We start from the raw sequence: 19058 nt of genomic DNA, 5'->3' as shown, positions 1-19058 counted from the left end.
CGTAACTGCTCACATTTTTTTCGGGAAGAAAAGGAAAGGTGATATATATGACAACACAAGTAGTAAACGTCATTGGCGCAGGTCTTGCAGGAAGCGAAGCAGCTTACCAAATTGCAAAGCGTGGTGTCCAAGTAAAATTATATGAAATGAGACCAGTAAGGCAAACACCAGCTCATCATACAGATAAATTTGCTGAATTAGTATGTAGTAACTCACTTCGCGCAAACACATTAACAAATGCTGTTGGTGTTATTAAAGAAGAAATGCGTCTAATGGATTCTGTCATTATTCGTGCAGCTGATGAGTGCTCTGTACCAGCAGGAGGTGCTTTAGCTGTAGACCGTCATGAATTCGCGGCGAAAGTGACTGAATATGTGAAAAATCATCCGAACGTAACTGTAATGAATGAGGAAATCACTGAAATTCCAGAGGGACCAACTGTTATCGCGACAGGTCCACTTACGTCTCCGGATCTTTCTGCACAATTAAAAAAACTAACAGGTGAAGATTATTTTTATTTCTATGATGCTGCAGCGCCAATCGTTGAGAAAGACAGCATTGACATGAATAAAGTATATTTAAAATCCCGTTATGATAAAGGTGAAGCGGCATATTTAAACTGTCCAATGACAGAAGAAGAGTTTGATCGTTTTTATGAGGCTTTAATTGCTGCTGAGACAGTGCCTTTAAAAGAATTTGAAAAAGAAATTTTCTTTGAAGGTTGTATGCCAGTAGAAGTTATGGCAAGTAGAGGAAGACAGACGTTAGTATTTGGACCGATGAAGCCTGTTGGGTTAGAAGATCCGAAAACAGGGAAAACACCGTATGCGGTTGTTCAGTTACGTCAAGATGATGCAGCAGGAACATTATATAATATTGTAGGCTTCCAAACACATTTAAAGTGGGGGCCACAAAAAGAAGTGTTACAGCTAATTCCAGGACTAGAAAACGCAGAGATTGTACGTTATGGTGTAATGCATCGTAATACGTTTATTAATTCGCCTAATTTACTTCGTCCAACATATCAATATAAACAACGTGATGATTTATTCTTCGCTGGTCAAATGACTGGTGTAGAGGGTTATGTTGAATCAGCAGCATCAGGATTATTAGCGGGTATTAACGCTGCTCGACTTGTAAAAGGTGAAGAGCCAGTTGTATTACCACCTGTAACTGCAATGGGAAGTATGGCAAATTATATTACTGCGACAAATGCGAAAAACTTCCAGCCAATGAATGCAAACTTCGGTTTATTTACACCGTTAGAGAAGAAAATTAAAAAGAAACAAGAGCGAAATGAAGCATATGCTACACGCGCTTTGGAAACAATTCAAAATTTTGTAAATATTTAATTAAATTTCTTGCAAAGGCTACTAAGTTGTGATACGATTTAGTAGCCTTTATTGAGGTGAATTATATGGATGTGAATGTGAAGAAATTGTTACAATTATTCGTTGGATATTTACAAATTGAAAGAAATTATTCAAAATATACAATTGCAAGTTATCAAAATGATTTAGAACATTTTGTGCAATTTATGGAGCGAGAAGGCATATCCTCTTTTTTAGATGTTACATACGCGGATGTTCGTTTATACTTGACGACGTTGCACGATCAGAAGTTAGCCCGTAAATCTGTCGCAAGGAAAGTATCAAGCTTACGAAGTTTATATCGTTTTTTGATGCGTGAAGGTTATCAAAAAGATAATCCGTTTGCACTTGCGTCACTTCCCAAGAAAGAATTGTCAATCCCAAAGTTTTTATATGCTGAAGAGTTAGAGGAATTGTTTGAAGTTTCTGATACAGGGGCACCATTAGGCCAAAGGAATCAAGCGTTATTAGAGTTGATGTATGCAACTGGGATTCGTGTAAGCGAATGCGTTAATTTGCAACTTACCGACATTGACTTTGCAGTGGGAACAATTTTAGTGATGGGAAAAGGGAAAAAACAAAGATATATTCCGTTCGGAAGCTATGCACAAGATGCTTTAATTACTTATATAGAGAACGGGAGAAAACAGTTAGCTCAAAAGACTGAAGAACAATCTCATATGGTATTTTTAAATGCGAAAGGTAAGCCGTTAACAGATCAGGGTGTACGTTATGTTTTGAACGAACTCATTAAGAAAGCTTCACTTACAATGCGGATAAGTCCCCATATGTTAAGGCATACATTTGCTACACATATGTTGGATGAAGGAGCGGATTTACGTACTGTGCAGGAGCTATTAGGTCATGAGAATTTGTCAACCACACAAATTTATACGCATGTCTCTAAAGAAAGATTGCGTTCTGTGTACATGAAGCATCACCCGCGGGCATAAATTGCTTTTAAGGCTATAAAAACATATAAAGGAGTTTTTTCTATGGGAAATTTCCACGCTACAACGATATTTGCAGTTCATCATAATGGAGAATGTGCAATGGCTGGAGATGGTCAGGTAACGATGGGAAATGCTGTTGTAATGAAACATACAGCTCGCAAAGTTCGCAAACTTTTCCAAGGGAAAGTTTTAGCTGGTTTTGCAGGATCAGTTGCTGATGCATTTACTCTTTTTGAAATGTTTGAAGGAAAATTAGAAGAGTATAATGGCAACTTGCAGCGCGCTGCAGTTGAGATGGCGAAACAATGGCGTGGTGATAAAATGCTACGTCAGCTAGAAGCAATGCTCATTGTCATGGATAAAACAACGATGCTCCTTGTTTCAGGTACAGGAGAAGTGATTGAACCAGATGATGGTATTTTAGCAATTGGTTCAGGCGGACATTATGCACTTGCTGCTGGTCGTGCTTTAAAGCAACATGCAAGTGAACATTTAACAGCGAAACAAATTGCGAAGGCCAGTTTAGAAATTGCAGGCGATATTTGTGTTTATACGAACCACAACATAATTGTTGAAGAATTGTAGAATCGTAAGGGAGGCATTTTATATGCATTTACATTTTACTCCGCGTCAAATTGTGGAAAAATTAGATCAATACATCATCGGTCAAAAAGATGCAAAGAAAGCGGTTGCTGTAGCTCTACGAAATCGATACCGTCGCAGTAAATTAGTTGAAAATTTACGTGATGAAATTGCACCTAAAAACATTTTAATGATTGGACCGACAGGTGTTGGTAAAACAGAGGTAGCACGGCGAATGGCGAAACTCGTTGGAGCACCTTTTATTAAGGTTGAAGCGACGAAATTTACAGAAGTTGGATATGTGGGTCGAGATGTAGAGTCGATGGTCCGTGACCTTGTCGAAACGTCTGTTCGTATTGTGAAAGAGGAAATGGTAGTTAAAGTTCAAGATAAAGCAGAAGAGCAAGCGAATCAACGTCTTGTTGAAATTTTAGTGCCGAGTCCGGAGAAGCAATCTGGATTTAAAAATCCATTAGAAATGCTTTTTGGTGGTAATCAAAATTCAAACCAAACATCTGATTCACAGGAAGATGATGAAATCGAAAAGAAACGTCAAGATGTGGAAAGAAAGCTTGCGGCAGGCCTTCTTGAAGATGAAGTGATATCGATCGAAGTGACGGAACAACAGTCTTCTATGTTTGATATGTTGCAAGGAACTGGCATGGAGCAAATGGGAATGAATTTCCAAGATGCACTAGGAAGTATCATGCCGAAAAAAACGAAAAAACGTAAACTTTCTGTAAAAGAAGCAAGAAAACTCTTGACAAATGAAGAGGCACAGCGCTTAATTGATATGGATGAAGTTACACAAGAGGCTGTTTATCGTGCTGAACAGCTCGGGATTATTTTTATCGATGAAATTGACAAAATTGCTGGTAAGCAGTCGAATAGCGTAGATGTATCGCGTGAAGGTGTGCAACGTGACATTTTACCGATTGTAGAAGGATCGAATGTAGCAACGAAATACGGATCAGTAAAAACCGATTATATTTTATTTGTTGCAGCTGGAGCGTTCCATATGTCTAAACCGTCGGATTTAATTCCGGAATTGCAAGGGAGATTTCCGATTCGAGTAGAATTAACAAAATTATCGGCGGATGATTTTGTTAAAATATTAATCGAGCCTGACAATGCGCTAATTAAACAGTACACGGCGTTATTAGCGACTGAAGGTATAGAAATTGAATTTTCAGACGAAGCTATTCGTAAGATTGCTGAGATTGCTTATCAAGTTAATCAGGATACAGATAATATTGGAGCGAGAAGACTTCATACTGTTATGGAGAAGCTCCTTGAAGATTTATCGTTTGAGGCATCTGAAATTACGTTAGAGAAAATAACGATAACACCTCAATATGTTGAGGAAAAATTAGCGACAATAGCTAAAAATAAAGATGTGAGCCAGTTTATTTTGTAATAGTGTCATCAGGTGACTCGCCCTAGTTTCCAAGTGATGAAAAAATATGTAAGTAACATGTAGGAGGAAATTTTGAAATGGAATTATTAGCAAAAACGAGAAAATTAAATGCGTTATTACAGAGCGCAGCAGGAAAGCCTGTAAACTTTAGAGAGATGTCTGACACAATGTGTGAAGTAATTGAAGCGAACGTGTTCGTTGTAAGTCGTCGCGGTAAATTATTAGGATATGCGATTCACCAACAAATCGAAAACGAACGTATGAAGCACATGCTTGCAGAGCGTCAATTCCCAGAAGAGTATACGCAAAGTTTATTCAATGTTACAGAAACATCTTCAAATTTAGGTGTGGATAGTGACTACACAGCATTCCCAGTAGAAAATAGAGAATTATTCGGTCAAGGTTTAACTACAATCGTACCAATCGTTGGTGGCGGTGAGCGTCTAGGTACACTAGTATTAGCTCGTCTTGGTCAAGAGTTCTTAGACGATGATTTAATTCTTGCTGAATACAGCTCAACTGTTGTAGGTATGGAAATCTTACGTGAAAAAGCAGAAGAAATCGAAGAGGAAGCACGTAGTAAAGCTGTTGTTCAAATGGCGATTAGCTCATTATCTTACAGTGAGTTAGAAGCAATCGAGCATATCTTCGAAGAATTAAATGGAACAGAAGGTTTACTTGTTGCAAGTAAAATTGCTGATCGCGTAGGAATTACTCGTTCGGTAATCGTAAATGCACTACGTAAATTAGAAAGTGCTGGTGTTATTGAGTCTCGCTCTTTAGGTATGAAAGGAACATACATTAAAGTGCTAAACGACAAGTTTCTACAGGAACTTGCTAAATTAAAAACAAACTAATTTATAAAAAAACTCTCCTCGCTTGAGGAGAGTTTTTTGTTTTTTTAAGTGAATGATTTTGCTTACGTAAGGCGTCATGACAACATTCATTAGAAAACTATTAATTAACCTTCAATTCCTTGCTTAAAGGAATTGAAGGTTGGTAATACTAGGATTTGAGCGTGGAAAAAAGAAAGTTTTACATTGTTCGTATTTTCGACTTGATTGTAATATTTCAGTATGATATAGTAAGCAGTGGTGTCAGTACAAAGTACACACGTTTACTGATTTAAGTGTTGGTGCTACGTTCGTAGTTTCGCTTAGAGATGAAGTAAACGGAGGATATCAAAAAAACCATTTAGGAGGAACTAAATTATGTCAGTAATTTCTATGAAACAATTGCTTGAAGCTGGTGTTCATTTCGGACATCAAACTCGTCGTTGGAACCCAAAAATGAAGCGTTACATCTTCACAGAGCGTAACGGTATCTACATCATCGACTTACAAAAAACTGTGAAAAAAGTTGAGGAAGCTTACAGAACGATGCGTGACATCGCTGCTGAAGGTGGAGACATTTTATTCGTAGGTACTAAAAAACAAGCACAAGAAGCTATTAAAGAAGAAGCAACTCGTGCTGGTATGTACTTCGTTAACCAACGTTGGTTAGGTGGAACTTTAACAAACTTCCAAACAATCCAAAAGCGTATCAAGCGTCTTAAAGATATCGAAAGAATGCAAGAAGATGGTACTTTCGAAGTACTTCCTAAGAAAGAAGTTGTTCAACTTAAAAAAGAGTTAGAGCGTCTTGAGAAATTCTTAGGCGGTATTAAAGATATGAAAGGTCTTCCAAGTGCATTATTCATAGTAGACCCTCGTAAAGAGCGTATTGCAGTTGCTGAAGCACGCAAATTACACATTCCAATCATCGGTATCGTTGATACAAACTGTGATCCGGACGAAATCGATCACGTTATTCCAGCAAACGATGATGCAATTCGTGCTGTAAAACTTCTTACATCTAAAATGGCAGACGCGATCCTTGAAACAAAACAAGGTGAAGAAACTGTTACTGCGTAACAAATTTGGAAAGGTGATAAGGGGTTCGGCCTTTTATCACCTTTTTTAAGGTATAAACACCTTTATAAAAGGTATAAATACATATTTTAGGAGGATGAAAAATATGGCAATCACTGCACAAATGGTAAAAGAACTTCGCGAAAAAACTGGCGCAGGTATGATGGACTGCAAAAAAGCTTTAACAGAAACTAACGGCGACATGGAGAAAGCAATTGACTTCTTACGTGAAAAAGGTATTGCGAAAGCTGCTAAAAAAGCAGACCGCATCGCTGCTGAAGGTTTAACTTTCATCGAAACAAACGGTAACGAAGGTTTAATCTTAGAATTAAACTCTGAGACTGATTTCGTTGCGAAAAACGAAGGTTTCCAAGCGTTAATTAAAGAATTAGCTGCTCACTTATTAGCTAACAAACCTGCTAACGTTGAAGAAGCTATGGCTCAAACAATCGAAGGCGGCAAAACAGTAGAAGAGCACATCAACGAAGCAATCGCTAAAATTGGTGAAAAACTTACACTTCGTCGTTTCGAAATCGTATCAAAAACTGATGCTGATGCATTCGGCGCTTACCTACACATGGGTGGACGTATTGGTGTATTAACAGTTCTTGAAGGTTCTACTGACGAAGCAGCTGCTAAAGATGTAGCAATGCACATCGCAGCAGTTAACCCTAAATACATCGACCGCGATGCTGTAACAGCTGAAGAAGTTGAGCATGAGCGTCAAGTATTAACACAACAAGCTTTAAACGAAGGCAAGCCTGAAAAAATCGTTGCGAAAATGGTAGAAGGCCGTCTTGGCAAATTCTTTGAAGAGATTTGCTTACTTGACCAAACATTCGTTAAGAATCCTGACATGAAAGTTCGTCAATTCGTTGAGTCTAAAGGCGGAACATTAAAAGGATTCGTTCGCTACGCTGTTGGTGAAGGTATCGAAAAACGCGAAGACAACTTTGCTGAAGAAGTAATGAACCAAGTAAAAGGTAACAACTAATACAGATTAGGGAACACATTGTGTTCCCTTTTTTAAAATAAAGATGTAAGCAATTGGAGGTTCATTATGAGTAAACCGAAATATAATCGTGTCGTTTTAAAGCTGAGCGGAGAAGCTTTAGCTGGCGAGCAAGGATTTGGAATTAACCCAGCTGTTATTAAGTCAGTTGCGGAACAAGTGAAAGAAATTGCAGAACTTGATGTAGAGGTTGCTGTTGTTGTTGGTGGCGGTAACATTTGGCGTGGGAAAATTGGAAGTGAAATGGGCATGGATCGTGCAGGAGCAGATTACATGGGCATGTTAGCAACAGTTATGAATTCATTAGCTCTTCAAGATAGCTTAGAGAATATTGGAATTCAAACTCGCGTACAAACTTCAATTGAGATGCGTCAAGTGGCAGAGCCTTACATTCGTCGTAAAGCAATTCGTCACTTAGAGAAAAAACGTGTTGTTATCTTTGCTGCAGGTACAGGTAACCCATACTTCTCTACAGATACAACAGCAGCATTACGTGCAGCTGAAATCGAAGCGGACGTTATTTTAATGGCGAAAAATAATGTGGATGGCGTATATAGTGCAGATCCATCTATTGACCCAACAGCTACGAAATACGAAACACTTACTTACCTAGATGTATTAAAAGCAGGTTTAGGTGTAATGGATTCTACAGCTTCTTCTTTATGTATGGATAATGATATTTCATTAATTGTATTCTCGGTTATGGAAAAAGGTAACATTAAACGTGCCGTTTTAGGCGAAAATATTGGAACAGTTGTAAGGGGGAAATAAATTATGGGACAACAAGTATTGAAGTCTTCAAATGAAAAAATGGAAAAAGCAGTTGCTGCTTATTCTCGTGAATTAGCAACAGTTCGCGCTGGTCGTGCAAGCTCGTCTGTATTAGATAAGGTACAAGTTGATTACTATGGTGCACCAACACCAGTTGTGCAATTAGCGAACATTACAGTTCCAGAAGCACGTTTGCTTGTAATTCAACCTTATGATAAAACTTCTATCGGTGATATTGAAAAAGCAATTTTAAAAGCAGATTTAGGCTTAAACCCTTCTAATGATGGAACTGTAATTCGTATTGCATTCCCTGCATTAACAGAAGAGCGTCGTCGCGATCTTGTAAAAGTTGTGAAGAAATATGCTGAGGAAGCAAAAGTTGCTGTTCGTAACGTACGTCGTGACAGTAATGATGACCTTAAGAAGCTTGAAAAAGCTGGCGACATTACAGAAGATGATTTAAGAGGATATACTGAAGATATCCAAAAAGAAACAGATAAATATATTGCAAAAGTTGACGAAATCGCAAAAAACAAAGAAAAAGAAATTATGGAAGTGTAATAGCGATAATTTCGCAAATATGACCCTCTTCTTAAGGGGGTCTTTTTACACTTTTAGGCATACGTCTGCTTGTTGGAGGGTATGAATGATGTTTAAAAAGTTTCCTTTTTTTAAAAGTAAAAAGGTCACATCGTTTGATCATCTCATTGAAAAAGTGAAAAAAGGATATATCCCAGAACATATTGCTATTATTATGGATGGTAATGGAAGATGGGCAAAGAGAAGAGCCATGCCTCGCATTGCTGGTCATCATGAAGGTATGCAAGTTGTGAAGAAAATCACAAAATTTGCAAGTAAGCTTGATGTGAAAGTATTAACTCTTTATGCTTTTTCGACTGAGAACTGGAAAAGACCGAAAAAAGAAGTTGATTATTTGATGAAGCTTCCAGAAGAATTTTTAGGTGCATTTTTACCAGAGTTGATTGAAGAAAACGTACAAGTCCGAGTAATAGGGCAAAAAGATCGTCTTCCTACGCATACGCGCAGAGCGATGGAAAAAGCCATGGAAGATACGAAAGAGAATACGGGATTAATTCTTAATTTCGCGTTAAACTATGGAAGTCGAGATGAAATCGTTTCTGCTGTGCAACATATGATGAAAGATAGTGAGGAAGGAAAAATTCGTTCGGAAGAAATAAGTGAAGAAAAGATTTCTTCTTACTTAATGACGAGTTCTTTACCTGATCCAGAGTTGTTAATCCGTACAAGCGGAGAGCTACGTATTAGTAATTTCATGTTATGGCAAATTGCTTATTCGGAATTTTGGTTTACAGATGTGTATTGGCCAGATTTTACCGAGGAACATTTGCTAAATGCGATTACAGACTTTCAACATAGAGGGCGCAGATTCGGAGGCGTGTAGAAAGAGAGGGTTTGGTAGTGAAACAGAGAATTATTACTGGAGTGATTGCTGCCGCGCTATTCATTCCCATCGTAATTTACGGTGGCGTGCCTTTTACAGTTTTAGTGTATGCACTTGCTTCTATAGGTTTATATGAATTAATTCGTATGAACAAGCTTACGCTTATTTCGGTACCAACAGTTTTAGCTGCAGTATTATTGTGGATTATTTTAATTCCGAGTAGTGCATCAGAACTGTTTACGTGGATTGGGTTAGGTAAATTAGAAATCACATTTGTGATTGTTTTATTACTTTTATCATATACAGTCCTTTCTAAGAATACATTTACTTTTGACAATGCTTCATTTTTACTTATGGCAACGACATATGTTGGAATGGGATTCTTATATTTAAATGAAACGAGAATATTAGGAATCAAATATGTGTTCTGTGCACTATTTGTCATATGGGCAACTGATTCAGGTGCATATTTCATAGGGAAAGCATTTGGAAAAAGAAAATTATGGCCAGAAATTAGTCCGAATAAAACGATTGAAGGTTCATTAGGCGGTATTGTTTGTGGAATTGTTGTTGCACTTGTTTACAATATGTTCTTCCCAGTTGAAGCGAATGTAGGAGTTTTAATCGTTCTGACGATTATCATTTCTATTTTTGGACAAATTGGTGATTTAGTGCAATCTGCATTTAAACGCCATTATGGTGTAAAGGATTCAGGTACAATTTTACCTGGACATGGTGGTATTTTAGATCGAACAGATAGTTGGTTATTTGTGTTACCAATTCTATACTTCTTATTACAATACAATTAATAAATGAACGAGGGGTTGGAGTCATGAAAAACATTAGTTTACTAGGTGCAAGCGGATCAATCGGTACACAAACATTAGATGTGTTACGCTCGCACCCAGACCAATTCCGTCTCGTTGCTTTTTCTGTAGGGAAAAATGTTGATTATGCAGTAAAGGTAATTCAAGAATTTTCCCCGCAAATTGTCTCTGTGCAAAGAGAGGAAGATGTTTTAAAATTACAAGCTGTTTCTGGTAATACAAAAGTAGTATATGGTAGCGAAGGCTTATTAGAAGTAGCGCTGCACCCAGATACAGAAATTGTAGTGAATGCTGTTGTAGGTAGCGTAGGGTTGTTACCGACACTCCGCGCAATTGAGGCGAAAAAAACAATTGGAATTGCAAATAAAGAAACGTTAGTAACTGCAGGGCATCTTGTAATGGAAGCAGCACGAAAACATAATGTATCGTTACTTCCAGTAGACAGTGAACATTCAGCTATTTTTCAATGCTTGAATGGTGAAAATGAAAAAAGAATCTCTCGCTTAATTATAACTGCTTCAGGCGGAAGTTTTCGTGATAAAACGAGAGATGAATTGCATCAAGTGACCGTAGAAGATGCACTTCGTCATCCAAACTGGTCAATGGGTTCGAAAATTACAATTGATTCTGCTACAATGATGAATAAGGGGCTAGAAGTAATTGAAGCACACTGGCTTTTTGGTATCCCTTATGAGCAAATCGATGTTGTTCTACATAAAGAAAGTATTATTCATTCTATGGTTGAATTTGAAGATCGTAGTGTAATGGCACAGCTTGGCTCACCTGATATGCGAGTACCGATTCAATACGCGCTTACATATCCTGATAGATTGCCTCTTTCAGACACGAAACAGTTAAATTTATGGGAAATGGGAACATTGCATTTTGAGAAAATGAATCAAGAGCGTTTCCGTTGTCTACGTTTTGCGTATGAAGCTGGAAAGACAGGTGGAAGTATGCCGGCTGTAATGAACGCGGCAAATGAAGTAGCTGTTGAAGCTTTTTTACAAAAGAGAATTGGTTTCTTAACAGTGGAAGACCTCATTGAAAAAGCAATGCACCATCACACTGTCATTGCACGTCCGAGCTTAGAGGAAATTCAGGAAATTGACGCAGCCACAAGACGGTTTGTGATGGAACAAATTTAGCAAAGGTGGTTATGGAATTGAATACAGCGATTGCCTTTATATTAATTTTCGGTGCACTCGTATTTTTCCATGAGCTAGGGCATCTATATTTCGCAAAAAGAGCAGGTATTTTGTGCCGCGAGTTTGCGATTGGTTTTGGTCCGAAAATATTCTCATTTGAAAAGAATGAAACGGTGTATACGATTCGATTACTGCCCCTTGGTGGCTATGTAAGAATGGCTGGCGAGGATGCGGACACAGTTGAGTTAAAACCTGGAAAAAAGGTTGGACTTGTATTAAATGAAAAAGACGAAGTTGTGAAATTAGTTTTTGACGGACATGAAAAATATCCAAATGTTCGTGTCATTGAAGTCGAACAAGCTGATTTAGAGCATAATCTTACAATTTTGGGTTATGAAGAGTACGAGGAAGAGCTGCAAACATTCCGAGTAAATGAAAAAGCTCGTATCATTTCTGCGGGAGAAGAAATTCAAATCGCTCCGTACAATAGACAATTTGGCTCTAAAAAATTGGGCCAACGTGCTCTAACAATCTTTGCAGGTCCTGCAATGAACTTTATTCTAGCATTTGTTATTTTTGTGATTCTTGGATTTGTACAAGGAGTTCCTGTTGACAAACCAATGGTCGGAAAAGTAATGGAGAATAGTGCTGCAGAACAAGCTGGATTAAAAGAAAACGATACAATTCAAGCAATCAATGGGAAAAACACTAGTACATGGAAAGATGTTGTAACGATTGTACGTGAAAACCCAAATAAAGAAATTACGTTACATGTAAAGCGTGATAGTGAGCAATTTAATGTGAAAGTAACACCAACGCTTGATAAAGAAGGAAAAGACGAAGTTGGTAGAATTGGTGTTTATTCTCCTGTAGAGAAAACAGTGATGGGTTCTATTAAATCAGGGTTTGAACAAACATACGAATGGACGAAACTAATTTTTGATTCTCTTGTGAAATTAGTAACGGGTCAATTTTCCATTAATGAGTTGTCAGGTCCAGTAGGAATTTATAATCTAACAGATCAAGTTGTAGATTATGGATTTACGCGTGTACTAAGTTTAGCGGCAGTTTTAAGTATTAACCTTGGTTTATTTAATTTATTACCAGTCCCAGCTTTAGACGGTGGACGTTTGTTCTTCTTCTTAATTGAAGCATTACGAGGAAAACCAATTGATCGTCAAAAAGAAGGAATGGTTCACTTTATTGGGTTTGCATTATTAATGTTGCTTATGTTAGTTGTAACATGGAATGACATCCGTAAGTTTTTCTTGTAAAATAAGAAGAAGTTTATAATGAAATAGAGCTCATAGAATAAAATCCCTCACCTAACTCGAGGTGAGGGATTTTATTGCGTGTAAGAGTAAAATGAAGAGGTGCGAATAAATGAAACAAAGTATGGTATTCAGTCCTACATTACGTGAAGTTCCAGCAGATGCTGAAATTAAGAGTCATCAATTATTACTTCGCGCAGGGTTTATGCGTCAAAATGCTTCTGGTATTTATAGTTTTCTACCATTTGGTTTAAAAGTGTTACACAAAGTAGAACGTATTGTTCGTGAAGAAATGGAGCGCGCAGGGGCAGTAGAACTATTAATGCCAGCTATGCAAGCTTCTGAATTATGGCAAGAATCAGGTCGTTGGTATTCTTACGGATCAGAATTAATGCGTATGAAAGATCGTAATGCTCGCGAGTTTGCGCTAGGGGCAACTCATGAGGAAGTAATTACAGATCTTGTACGTGATGAAATTAAATCATACAAAAAACTACCATTAACATTATATCAAATTCAAACAAAATTCCGTGATGAGCAAAGACCACGTTTCGGTTTATTACGCGGAAGAGAATTTTTAATGAAAGATGCGTATTCTTTCCATGCAACACAAGAAAGTTTGGATGAAGTATATAGCGGTTTATACAAAGCGTATTCTAATATCTTTGCTCGTTGTGGTTTGAATTTCCGTGCAGTTATCGCTGATTCTGGAGCAATGGGTGGAAAAGATACACACGAATTTATGGTGTTATCTGATGTAGGTGAAGATACAATTGCGTATTCTGATACATCTGATTATGCGGCAAATATTGAAATGGCTCCTGTTGTTGCTACGTATACGAAGAGTGATGAAGCCGAAAAAGCACTTGAAAAAGTAGCAACTCCAGATCAAAAAGCTATTGAAGAAGTATCTGTATTCTTAAATATCGCAGCGGAAAAATGCATTAAATCTATGGTGTTTAAAGTAGATGCGAAATTAGTAGTAGTACTTGTTCGTGGCGATCATGAAGTCAATGATGTAAAAGTGAAGAATGTATACGGAGCTTCAGTCGTTGAGCTTGCTTCACATGAAGAAATAAAAGAGTTATTAAACTGTGAAGTGGGTTCTTTAGGACCGATTGGTGTTACAGGGGATATCGAAATTATCGCTGACCATGCTGTAGCATCAATTGTCAACGGATGTTCAGGAGCGAACGAAGAAGGATTCCATTATGTAAATGTAAATCCAGAACGTGACTTTAAAGTAAGTCAATATACAGATTTACGCTTCATTCAAGAAGGAGACCAATCTCCAGATGGAAATGGAACAATTCTTTTCGCACGTGGAATTGAAGTTGGTCATGTATTCAAATTAGGAACTCGTTATAGTGAAGCAATGAACGCAACGTTCCTAGATGAAAACGGAAAAACAAAACCACTTATTATGGGTTGTTACGGTATCGGTGTATCTCGTACAGTGGCAGCAATTGCAGAGCAGTTTAATGATGAGAATGGTTTAGTTTGGCCAAAATCTGTTGCACCGTTCCATGTGCATGTAATTCCAGTAAATATGAAATCTGATGCACAACGTGAAATGGGTGGAAATATCTATAACTCATTACAAGAGCAAGGATACGAAGTATTACTAGATGATCGTGCAGAACGTGCAGGTGTTAAATTTGCAGATGCAGATTTATTCGGCCTTCCAGTTCGTGTTACAGTTGGTAAAAAAGCAGACGAAGGTATTGTAGAAGTGAAAGTACGTGCTACAGGCGAGTCTGAAGAAGTGAAAGTAGAAGAACTTCAAACATATATTGCTAATATTTTAAAATAAGAAGAGGTACCTCGTAATGAGGTACCTTCTCTTTCTTTGTAAACGTATTTTGTAAAAGAAGAAGGAAGAAATCTTTCTTTGTAGTACGTTTCAATTTATAATAGCAAATGGAAGGAGAGTGCTTATGTCATTAACAAATGAACAACAAGAGCGATTTCAAATTTTGCTCCAACAGTTGAAAATACCAGAAGACCTTATAAATCAATATTTACATGGCGGTGGTATTGAAAAGCTAGTTATTGATAAAGCGAATAAAAGTTGGCATTTTGACTTACAAGTGCCACGTATTTTGCCGACAGAATTATATGAGTTGCTAGAAACAAAGCTTAAGCAATCATTTTCTCATATTGCAAGAACAACATTTGCATTAGAAGCAGAGAATAAACAATTTACAGAAGAAGAAGTGAAGGCATATTGGCCGCTTTGTACAGAACGAATTACATTTTCACCTATGTTCGCGTACTTAAAGAAGCAACTTCCGCAGGTCAATGGCGTGAAGTTGCTATTAAATGTGAATAATGAGCTGGAATCTACTACTTTAAAGAAAAACGTTGCGAAACCAGTAGGTGATCAATACGAAGCTTTTGGATTCCCGCGTTTTCAGTTAGACACACATATAAAGCAAAATGCAGAAGAGATGCAAAAGTTTCGTGAGCAAACACAGGAAGAAGATCGTCAACGAGTTATACAGGCTATGGAAGAGATGGCTAAAAGGCAAGCTGAAGAAAGTGATGTTGTTCACGAAGGACCAGTTGTGCTTGGTTATCTTATTAAGCCAGATGAAGAGATTACGCCGCTGCGTGAAATTCAAGATGAAGAAAGAAGAAAAACCGTTCAAGGGTATGTTTTCCATGTAGAGACGAAAGAACTTCGTAGTGGACGTACATTATTAACTTTAAAGATAACTGACTATACGGACTCTATTATGATTAAGATGTTCTCACGTGATAAAGAAGATATCCCGATGTTACAATCCTTGAAAAAAGGAACTTGGGTAAAAGCGCGTGGTTCAGTTCAAAATGATACATTCGTGCGTGATTTAGTTATGATCGCAAATGATATAAATGAAATAACGGGACCTTCTCGTAAAGATAAAGCAAAAGAAGGGGAAAAAAGAGTAGAACTTCATCTTCATACTCCAATGAGTCAAATGGATGCTGTTACTTCTGTTTCTAAGCTCGTTGCCCAAGCCGGAAAATGGGGGCATGAGGCTATTGCAGTTACAGACCATGCTGTTGCACAGTCGTTCCCAGAAGCATATTCTGCTGGTAAAAAGGCTGGAGTTAAAGTTCTATATGGTGTAGAAGCAAATTTAGTTAATGATGGTGTGCCGATAGCATATAACGAAGCACATCGTCTACTTGCAGAAGAAACATATGTTGTCTTTGACGTTGAGACAACAGGGTTATCTGCTGTATATGATACAGTCATTGAGTTAGCTGCTGTAAAGATAAAAGGTGGAGAAATTATTGATCGCTTTGAATCTTTCGCAAATCCTCATCAGCCATTATCGGCGACGATTATTGAATTAACAGGTATTACAGATGATATGTTAACTGATGCACCAGAAGTGGACGAAGTGTTTAAAAAGTTTGAGGAATGGATGGGTGACCATACACTTGTTGCTCATAACGCAAGCTTCGATATGGGCTTTATTAACGTAGGTTTTAAAAAGGCTGGGATAGAAAAAACGAAAAATCCAGTTATTGATACGTTAGAACTTGCACGGTTCTTATTCCCAGAAATGAAAAATCATCGATTAAATACGATGTGTAAAAAGCTTGATATTGAATTAACGCAACATCACCGTGCGATTTATGATACAGAAGCAACGGGATATTTACTTGTGAAGATGTTAAAAGATGTAATTGAAAAGGGATTTGAATATCACGATCAACTAAACGATAGTATGGGACAAGGGGATGCGTATAAACGTGGGCGTCCAAGTCATATGACGTTACTTGCCACATCAGATGTTGGGTTGAAAAACTTATATAAACTTGTTTCATATTCTCACCTGAATTACTTTTATCGTGTACCACGTGTACCACGATCACTATTAAAAAAATATCGCGAAGGCATTTTAGTAGGAACAGCCTGTGACAAAGGTGAAGTATTTGAAGCTATGATGCAAAAAGCGCCTGAAGAAGTAGAAGAAATTGCGCAGTTTTACGATTACATTGAGGTTATGCCTCCAGAAGTGTTACGTCATTTAGTGGAACGTGAACTCGTTCGAGATGAAGGACAGTTAAAAACAATAATTTCTAACTTAGTAAAACTAGGTGAGACGTTAGATAAGCCAGTTGTTGCTACTGGGAATGTGCATTATTTAGATCCAGAGGACGCGATATATCGGAAAATTTTAGTCAGTTCGCAGGGAGGAGCTAATCCGTTAAATCGCCATTCATTACCGCCTGTACATTTCCGTACAACAAATGAAATGCTAGATTGTTTTTCATTCTTAGGTGAAGACAAAGCAAAAGAAATTGTTGTGACAAATACACACAAGATCGCATCATTAATTGGTGATGTTCGTCCAGTAAAAGATGATTTATACACACCGAAAATTGAAGGTGCTGATGATGAAACACGTGATATGAGCTATATAATGGCAAGAAGTATCTATGGAGATGAACTACCGGAAATTGTAGAAGCTCGTTTGGAAAAAGAATTGAAAAGTATTATTGGACATGGATTCGCCGTTATTTATTTAATTTCACATAAGCTTGTGAAAAAATCGTTAGTGGACGGTTATCTAGTAGGTTCGCGTGGATCGGTAGGTTCATCATTTGTTGCAACGATGATGGAAATTACAGAAGTAAACCCATTACCACCGCACTATGTATGTCCAAAGTGTAAACAATCAGAGTTCTTTAATGACGGTTCTGTAGGTTCTGGTTTTGATTTACCAGATAAAGAATGCCCAACATGTAATGTTCCATATGTGAAAGATGGGCATGACATTCCTTTCGAAACGTTCCTTGGATTTAAAGGGGATAAGGTACCGGATATCGATTTGAATTTCTCCGGAGAATACCAACCACGCGCCCATAACTATACGAAATTACTGTTCGGTGAAGATTATGTATACCGCGCAGGAACAATTGGTACGGTTGCGGAAAAAACCGCTTATGGGTATGTGAAAGGTTATGCTAATGATCATAACTTAACAATTCGAAATGCAGAGATTGATCGCTTAGTTGCAGGATGTACAGGTGTAAAGCGTACGACCGGACAGCATCCAGGTGGTATTATCGTTGTACCAGATTACATGGATATTTTTGACTTTTCACCAATTCAGTTTCCGGCTGATTCAATAGGTGCTGAGTGGAGAACAACGCACTTTGACTTCCACTCAATTCATGATAATTTATTGAAACTTGATATATTAGGACACGATGATCCGACTGTTATTCGTATGCTTCAAGATTTAAGTGGTATTGACCCGAAAACAATCCCAACGGATGATCCAGAAGTAATGAAAATTTTCTCTGGTCCAGAGTCTTTAGGGGTAACGGAAGAACAAATTAACTGTAAAACAGGTACACTTGGTATACCAGAGTTTGGTACGAAATTCGTAAGACAAATGTTAGAAGAAACGAAACCAACGACGTTTTCAGAGCTTGTCCAAATTTCTGGACTGTCCCATGGTACAGATGTATGGTTAGGTAATGCGAATGAATTAATTTATAACGGTACGTGTACACTGAGTGAAGTTATCGGTTGTCGTGATGACATCATGGTATATTTAATTTATCAAGGCTTGGATCCATCATTAGCCTTCAAAATCATGGAGTCGGTGCGTAAAGGTAAAGGTGTACCAGAAGAATGGGAAGAGGAAATGAGAAATAACAATGTACCAGGTTGGTATATTGATTCATGTAAGAAGATTAAGTACATGTTCCCTAAAGCCCATGCGGCTGCTTACGTACTTATGGCTGTACGTATTGCATACTTTAAAGTACATTTCGCACTTTTATTCTATGCGGCATATTTTACAGTTCGTGCAGATGACTTTGATGTAGAGGCGATGGCGAAAGGTTCAGCATCCATACGTGTAAAAATTGATGAAATTGCACAAAAAGGATTGGATGCAGCACCGAAAGAGAAGAGTTTATTAACGGTACTAGAAATGACACTTGAAATGTGTGAGCGTGGTTATTCATTCCAAAAGGTTGATTTATACCGCTCGCATGCAACCGAATTTATAATTGATGGGGATACTTTAATTCCTCCATTTAATGCAGTTCCCGGTCTTGGTACAAACGCAGCTTTCAGTATTGTTGAAGCTCGTAAAAATGGTGATTTCTTATCAAAAGAAGACTTACAGCAGCGCAGTAAGGTTTCTAAAACGATTATTGAGTATTTAGATGGTCAAGGTTGTCTAGGAGATTTACCGGATCAAAACCAATTGTCACTGTTCTAATAGGTAGGAAAAATCTTTGCAAATCAACATTTGCTATGGTATACTATAAACCGAGATAACCATGTCATGTATATTTTGTGAAAAAGAGAGTGGGGAAACCCACTCTTTCGTGTTACTATCTACATTTTGCTTATG

15 protein-coding genes are annotated in these 19058 nt (G+C 37.7%); all 15 read left to right on the top strand.

All coding sequences use genetic code 11. From position 1 onward, the window contains the following. Nucleotides 1–47 precede the first annotated feature (47 nt). The 15 genes from trmFO to MR066_RS08900 all read left to right on the top strand — a co-directional run bounded on the left by trmFO (nt 48) and on the right by MR066_RS08900 (nt 18923). Nucleotides 48–1352: an FADH(2)-oxidizing methylenetetrahydrofolate--tRNA-(uracil(54)-C(5))-methyltransferase TrmFO gene (gene trmFO, locus MR066_RS08970; RefSeq protein ID WP_002014534.1), complete on the top strand. Its 1305-nt coding sequence runs from the start codon at nt 48–50 to the stop codon at nt 1350–1352. A 71-nt stretch (nt 1353–1423) separates the two neighbouring features. Next, nucleotides 1424–2323: a tyrosine recombinase XerC gene (gene xerC / locus MR066_RS08965; protein ID WP_078175468.1), complete on the top strand. Its 900-nt coding sequence runs from the start codon at nt 1424–1426 to the stop codon at nt 2321–2323. A 42-nt stretch (nt 2324–2365) separates the two neighbouring features. Further along, nucleotides 2366–2908 (top strand): ATP-dependent protease proteolytic subunit HslV, encoded by a 543-nt coding sequence (gene hslV, locus MR066_RS08960; protein ID WP_002014538.1) that lies wholly within the window; start codon nt 2366–2368, stop codon nt 2906–2908. Nucleotides 2909–2930: 22 nt separating this feature from the next. Next, on the top strand, nt 2931–4322 hold the full coding sequence (gene hslU / locus MR066_RS08955) for an ATP-dependent protease ATPase subunit HslU (protein ID WP_061674413.1): 1392 nt from the start codon (nt 2931–2933) through the stop codon (nt 4320–4322). Nucleotides 4323–4399: 77 nt separating this feature from the next. Continuing rightward, nucleotides 4400–5179, top strand: a complete 780-nt coding sequence (codY, locus tag MR066_RS08950; RefSeq protein WP_002014541.1) for a GTP-sensing pleiotropic transcriptional regulator CodY — start codon at nt 4400–4402, stop codon at nt 5177–5179. 354 nt (nt 5180–5533) lie between these two features. Continuing rightward, entirely contained in the window at nt 5534–6235 is a 702-nt protein-coding gene (gene rpsB, locus MR066_RS08945; RefSeq protein WP_002088178.1) for a 30S ribosomal protein S2, read from the top strand. Between the two features lie 103 nt (nt 6236–6338). Continuing rightward, nucleotides 6339–7226 (top strand): translation elongation factor Ts, encoded by an 888-nt coding sequence (gene tsf / locus MR066_RS08940; RefSeq protein ID WP_002088177.1) that lies wholly within the window; start codon nt 6339–6341, stop codon nt 7224–7226. Nucleotides 7227–7292: 66 nt separating this feature from the next. Further along, nucleotides 7293–8015 carry a UMP kinase gene (gene pyrH, locus MR066_RS08935; protein WP_002014544.1) on the top strand — a complete coding sequence of 241 codons (723 nt, stop codon included), beginning with the start codon at nt 7293–7295 and terminating at the stop codon, nt 8013–8015. A gap of 3 nt (nt 8016–8018) precedes the next feature. Next, nucleotides 8019–8576 carry a ribosome recycling factor gene (gene frr / locus MR066_RS08930; RefSeq protein WP_000531506.1) on the top strand — a complete coding sequence of 186 codons (558 nt, stop codon included), beginning with the start codon at nt 8019–8021 and terminating at the stop codon, nt 8574–8576. 85 nt (nt 8577–8661) lie between these two features. Beyond that, complete coding sequence (locus MR066_RS08925) at nt 8662–9438, top strand: isoprenyl transferase (protein ID WP_002014545.1); 777 nt, start codon at nt 8662–8664, stop codon at nt 9436–9438. Nucleotides 9439–9455: 17 nt separating this feature from the next. Then, the gene (cdsA, locus tag MR066_RS08920; protein WP_002088171.1) at nt 9456–10247 is read left to right on the top strand and encodes a phosphatidate cytidylyltransferase; all 792 of its coding nucleotides are present in this window, start codon (nt 9456–9458) and stop codon (nt 10245–10247) included. Between the two features lie 23 nt (nt 10248–10270). Beyond that, a complete protein-coding gene (dxr, locus tag MR066_RS08915) occupies nt 10271–11413 on the top strand; it encodes a 1-deoxy-D-xylulose-5-phosphate reductoisomerase (protein WP_002014547.1) in 1143 nt (380 codons plus the stop codon). Nucleotides 11414–11430: 17 nt separating this feature from the next. Continuing rightward, nucleotides 11431–12687 (top strand): RIP metalloprotease RseP, encoded by a 1257-nt coding sequence (gene rseP / locus MR066_RS08910; RefSeq protein ID WP_002088169.1) that lies wholly within the window; start codon nt 11431–11433, stop codon nt 12685–12687. Nucleotides 12688–12796: 109 nt separating this feature from the next. Beyond that, a complete protein-coding gene (locus tag MR066_RS08905) occupies nt 12797–14497 on the top strand; it encodes a proline--tRNA ligase (protein ID WP_242246883.1) in 1701 nt (566 codons plus the stop codon). A gap of 124 nt (nt 14498–14621) precedes the next feature. Continuing rightward, on the top strand, nt 14622–18923 hold the full coding sequence (locus MR066_RS08900) for a PolC-type DNA polymerase III (protein ID WP_242246881.1): 4302 nt from the start codon (nt 14622–14624) through the stop codon (nt 18921–18923). Nucleotides 18924–19058 lie beyond the last annotated feature (135 nt).

This window comes from Bacillus cereus group sp. BfR-BA-01523, from assembly GCF_022662615.1.
Classification (GTDB): Bacteria; Bacillota; Bacilli; order Bacillales; family Bacillaceae_G; genus Bacillus_A; species Bacillus_A mycoides.
Note: the sequence above shows the minus strand (reverse complement) of the source record. Positions and strands in the feature narration are given on the sequence as shown.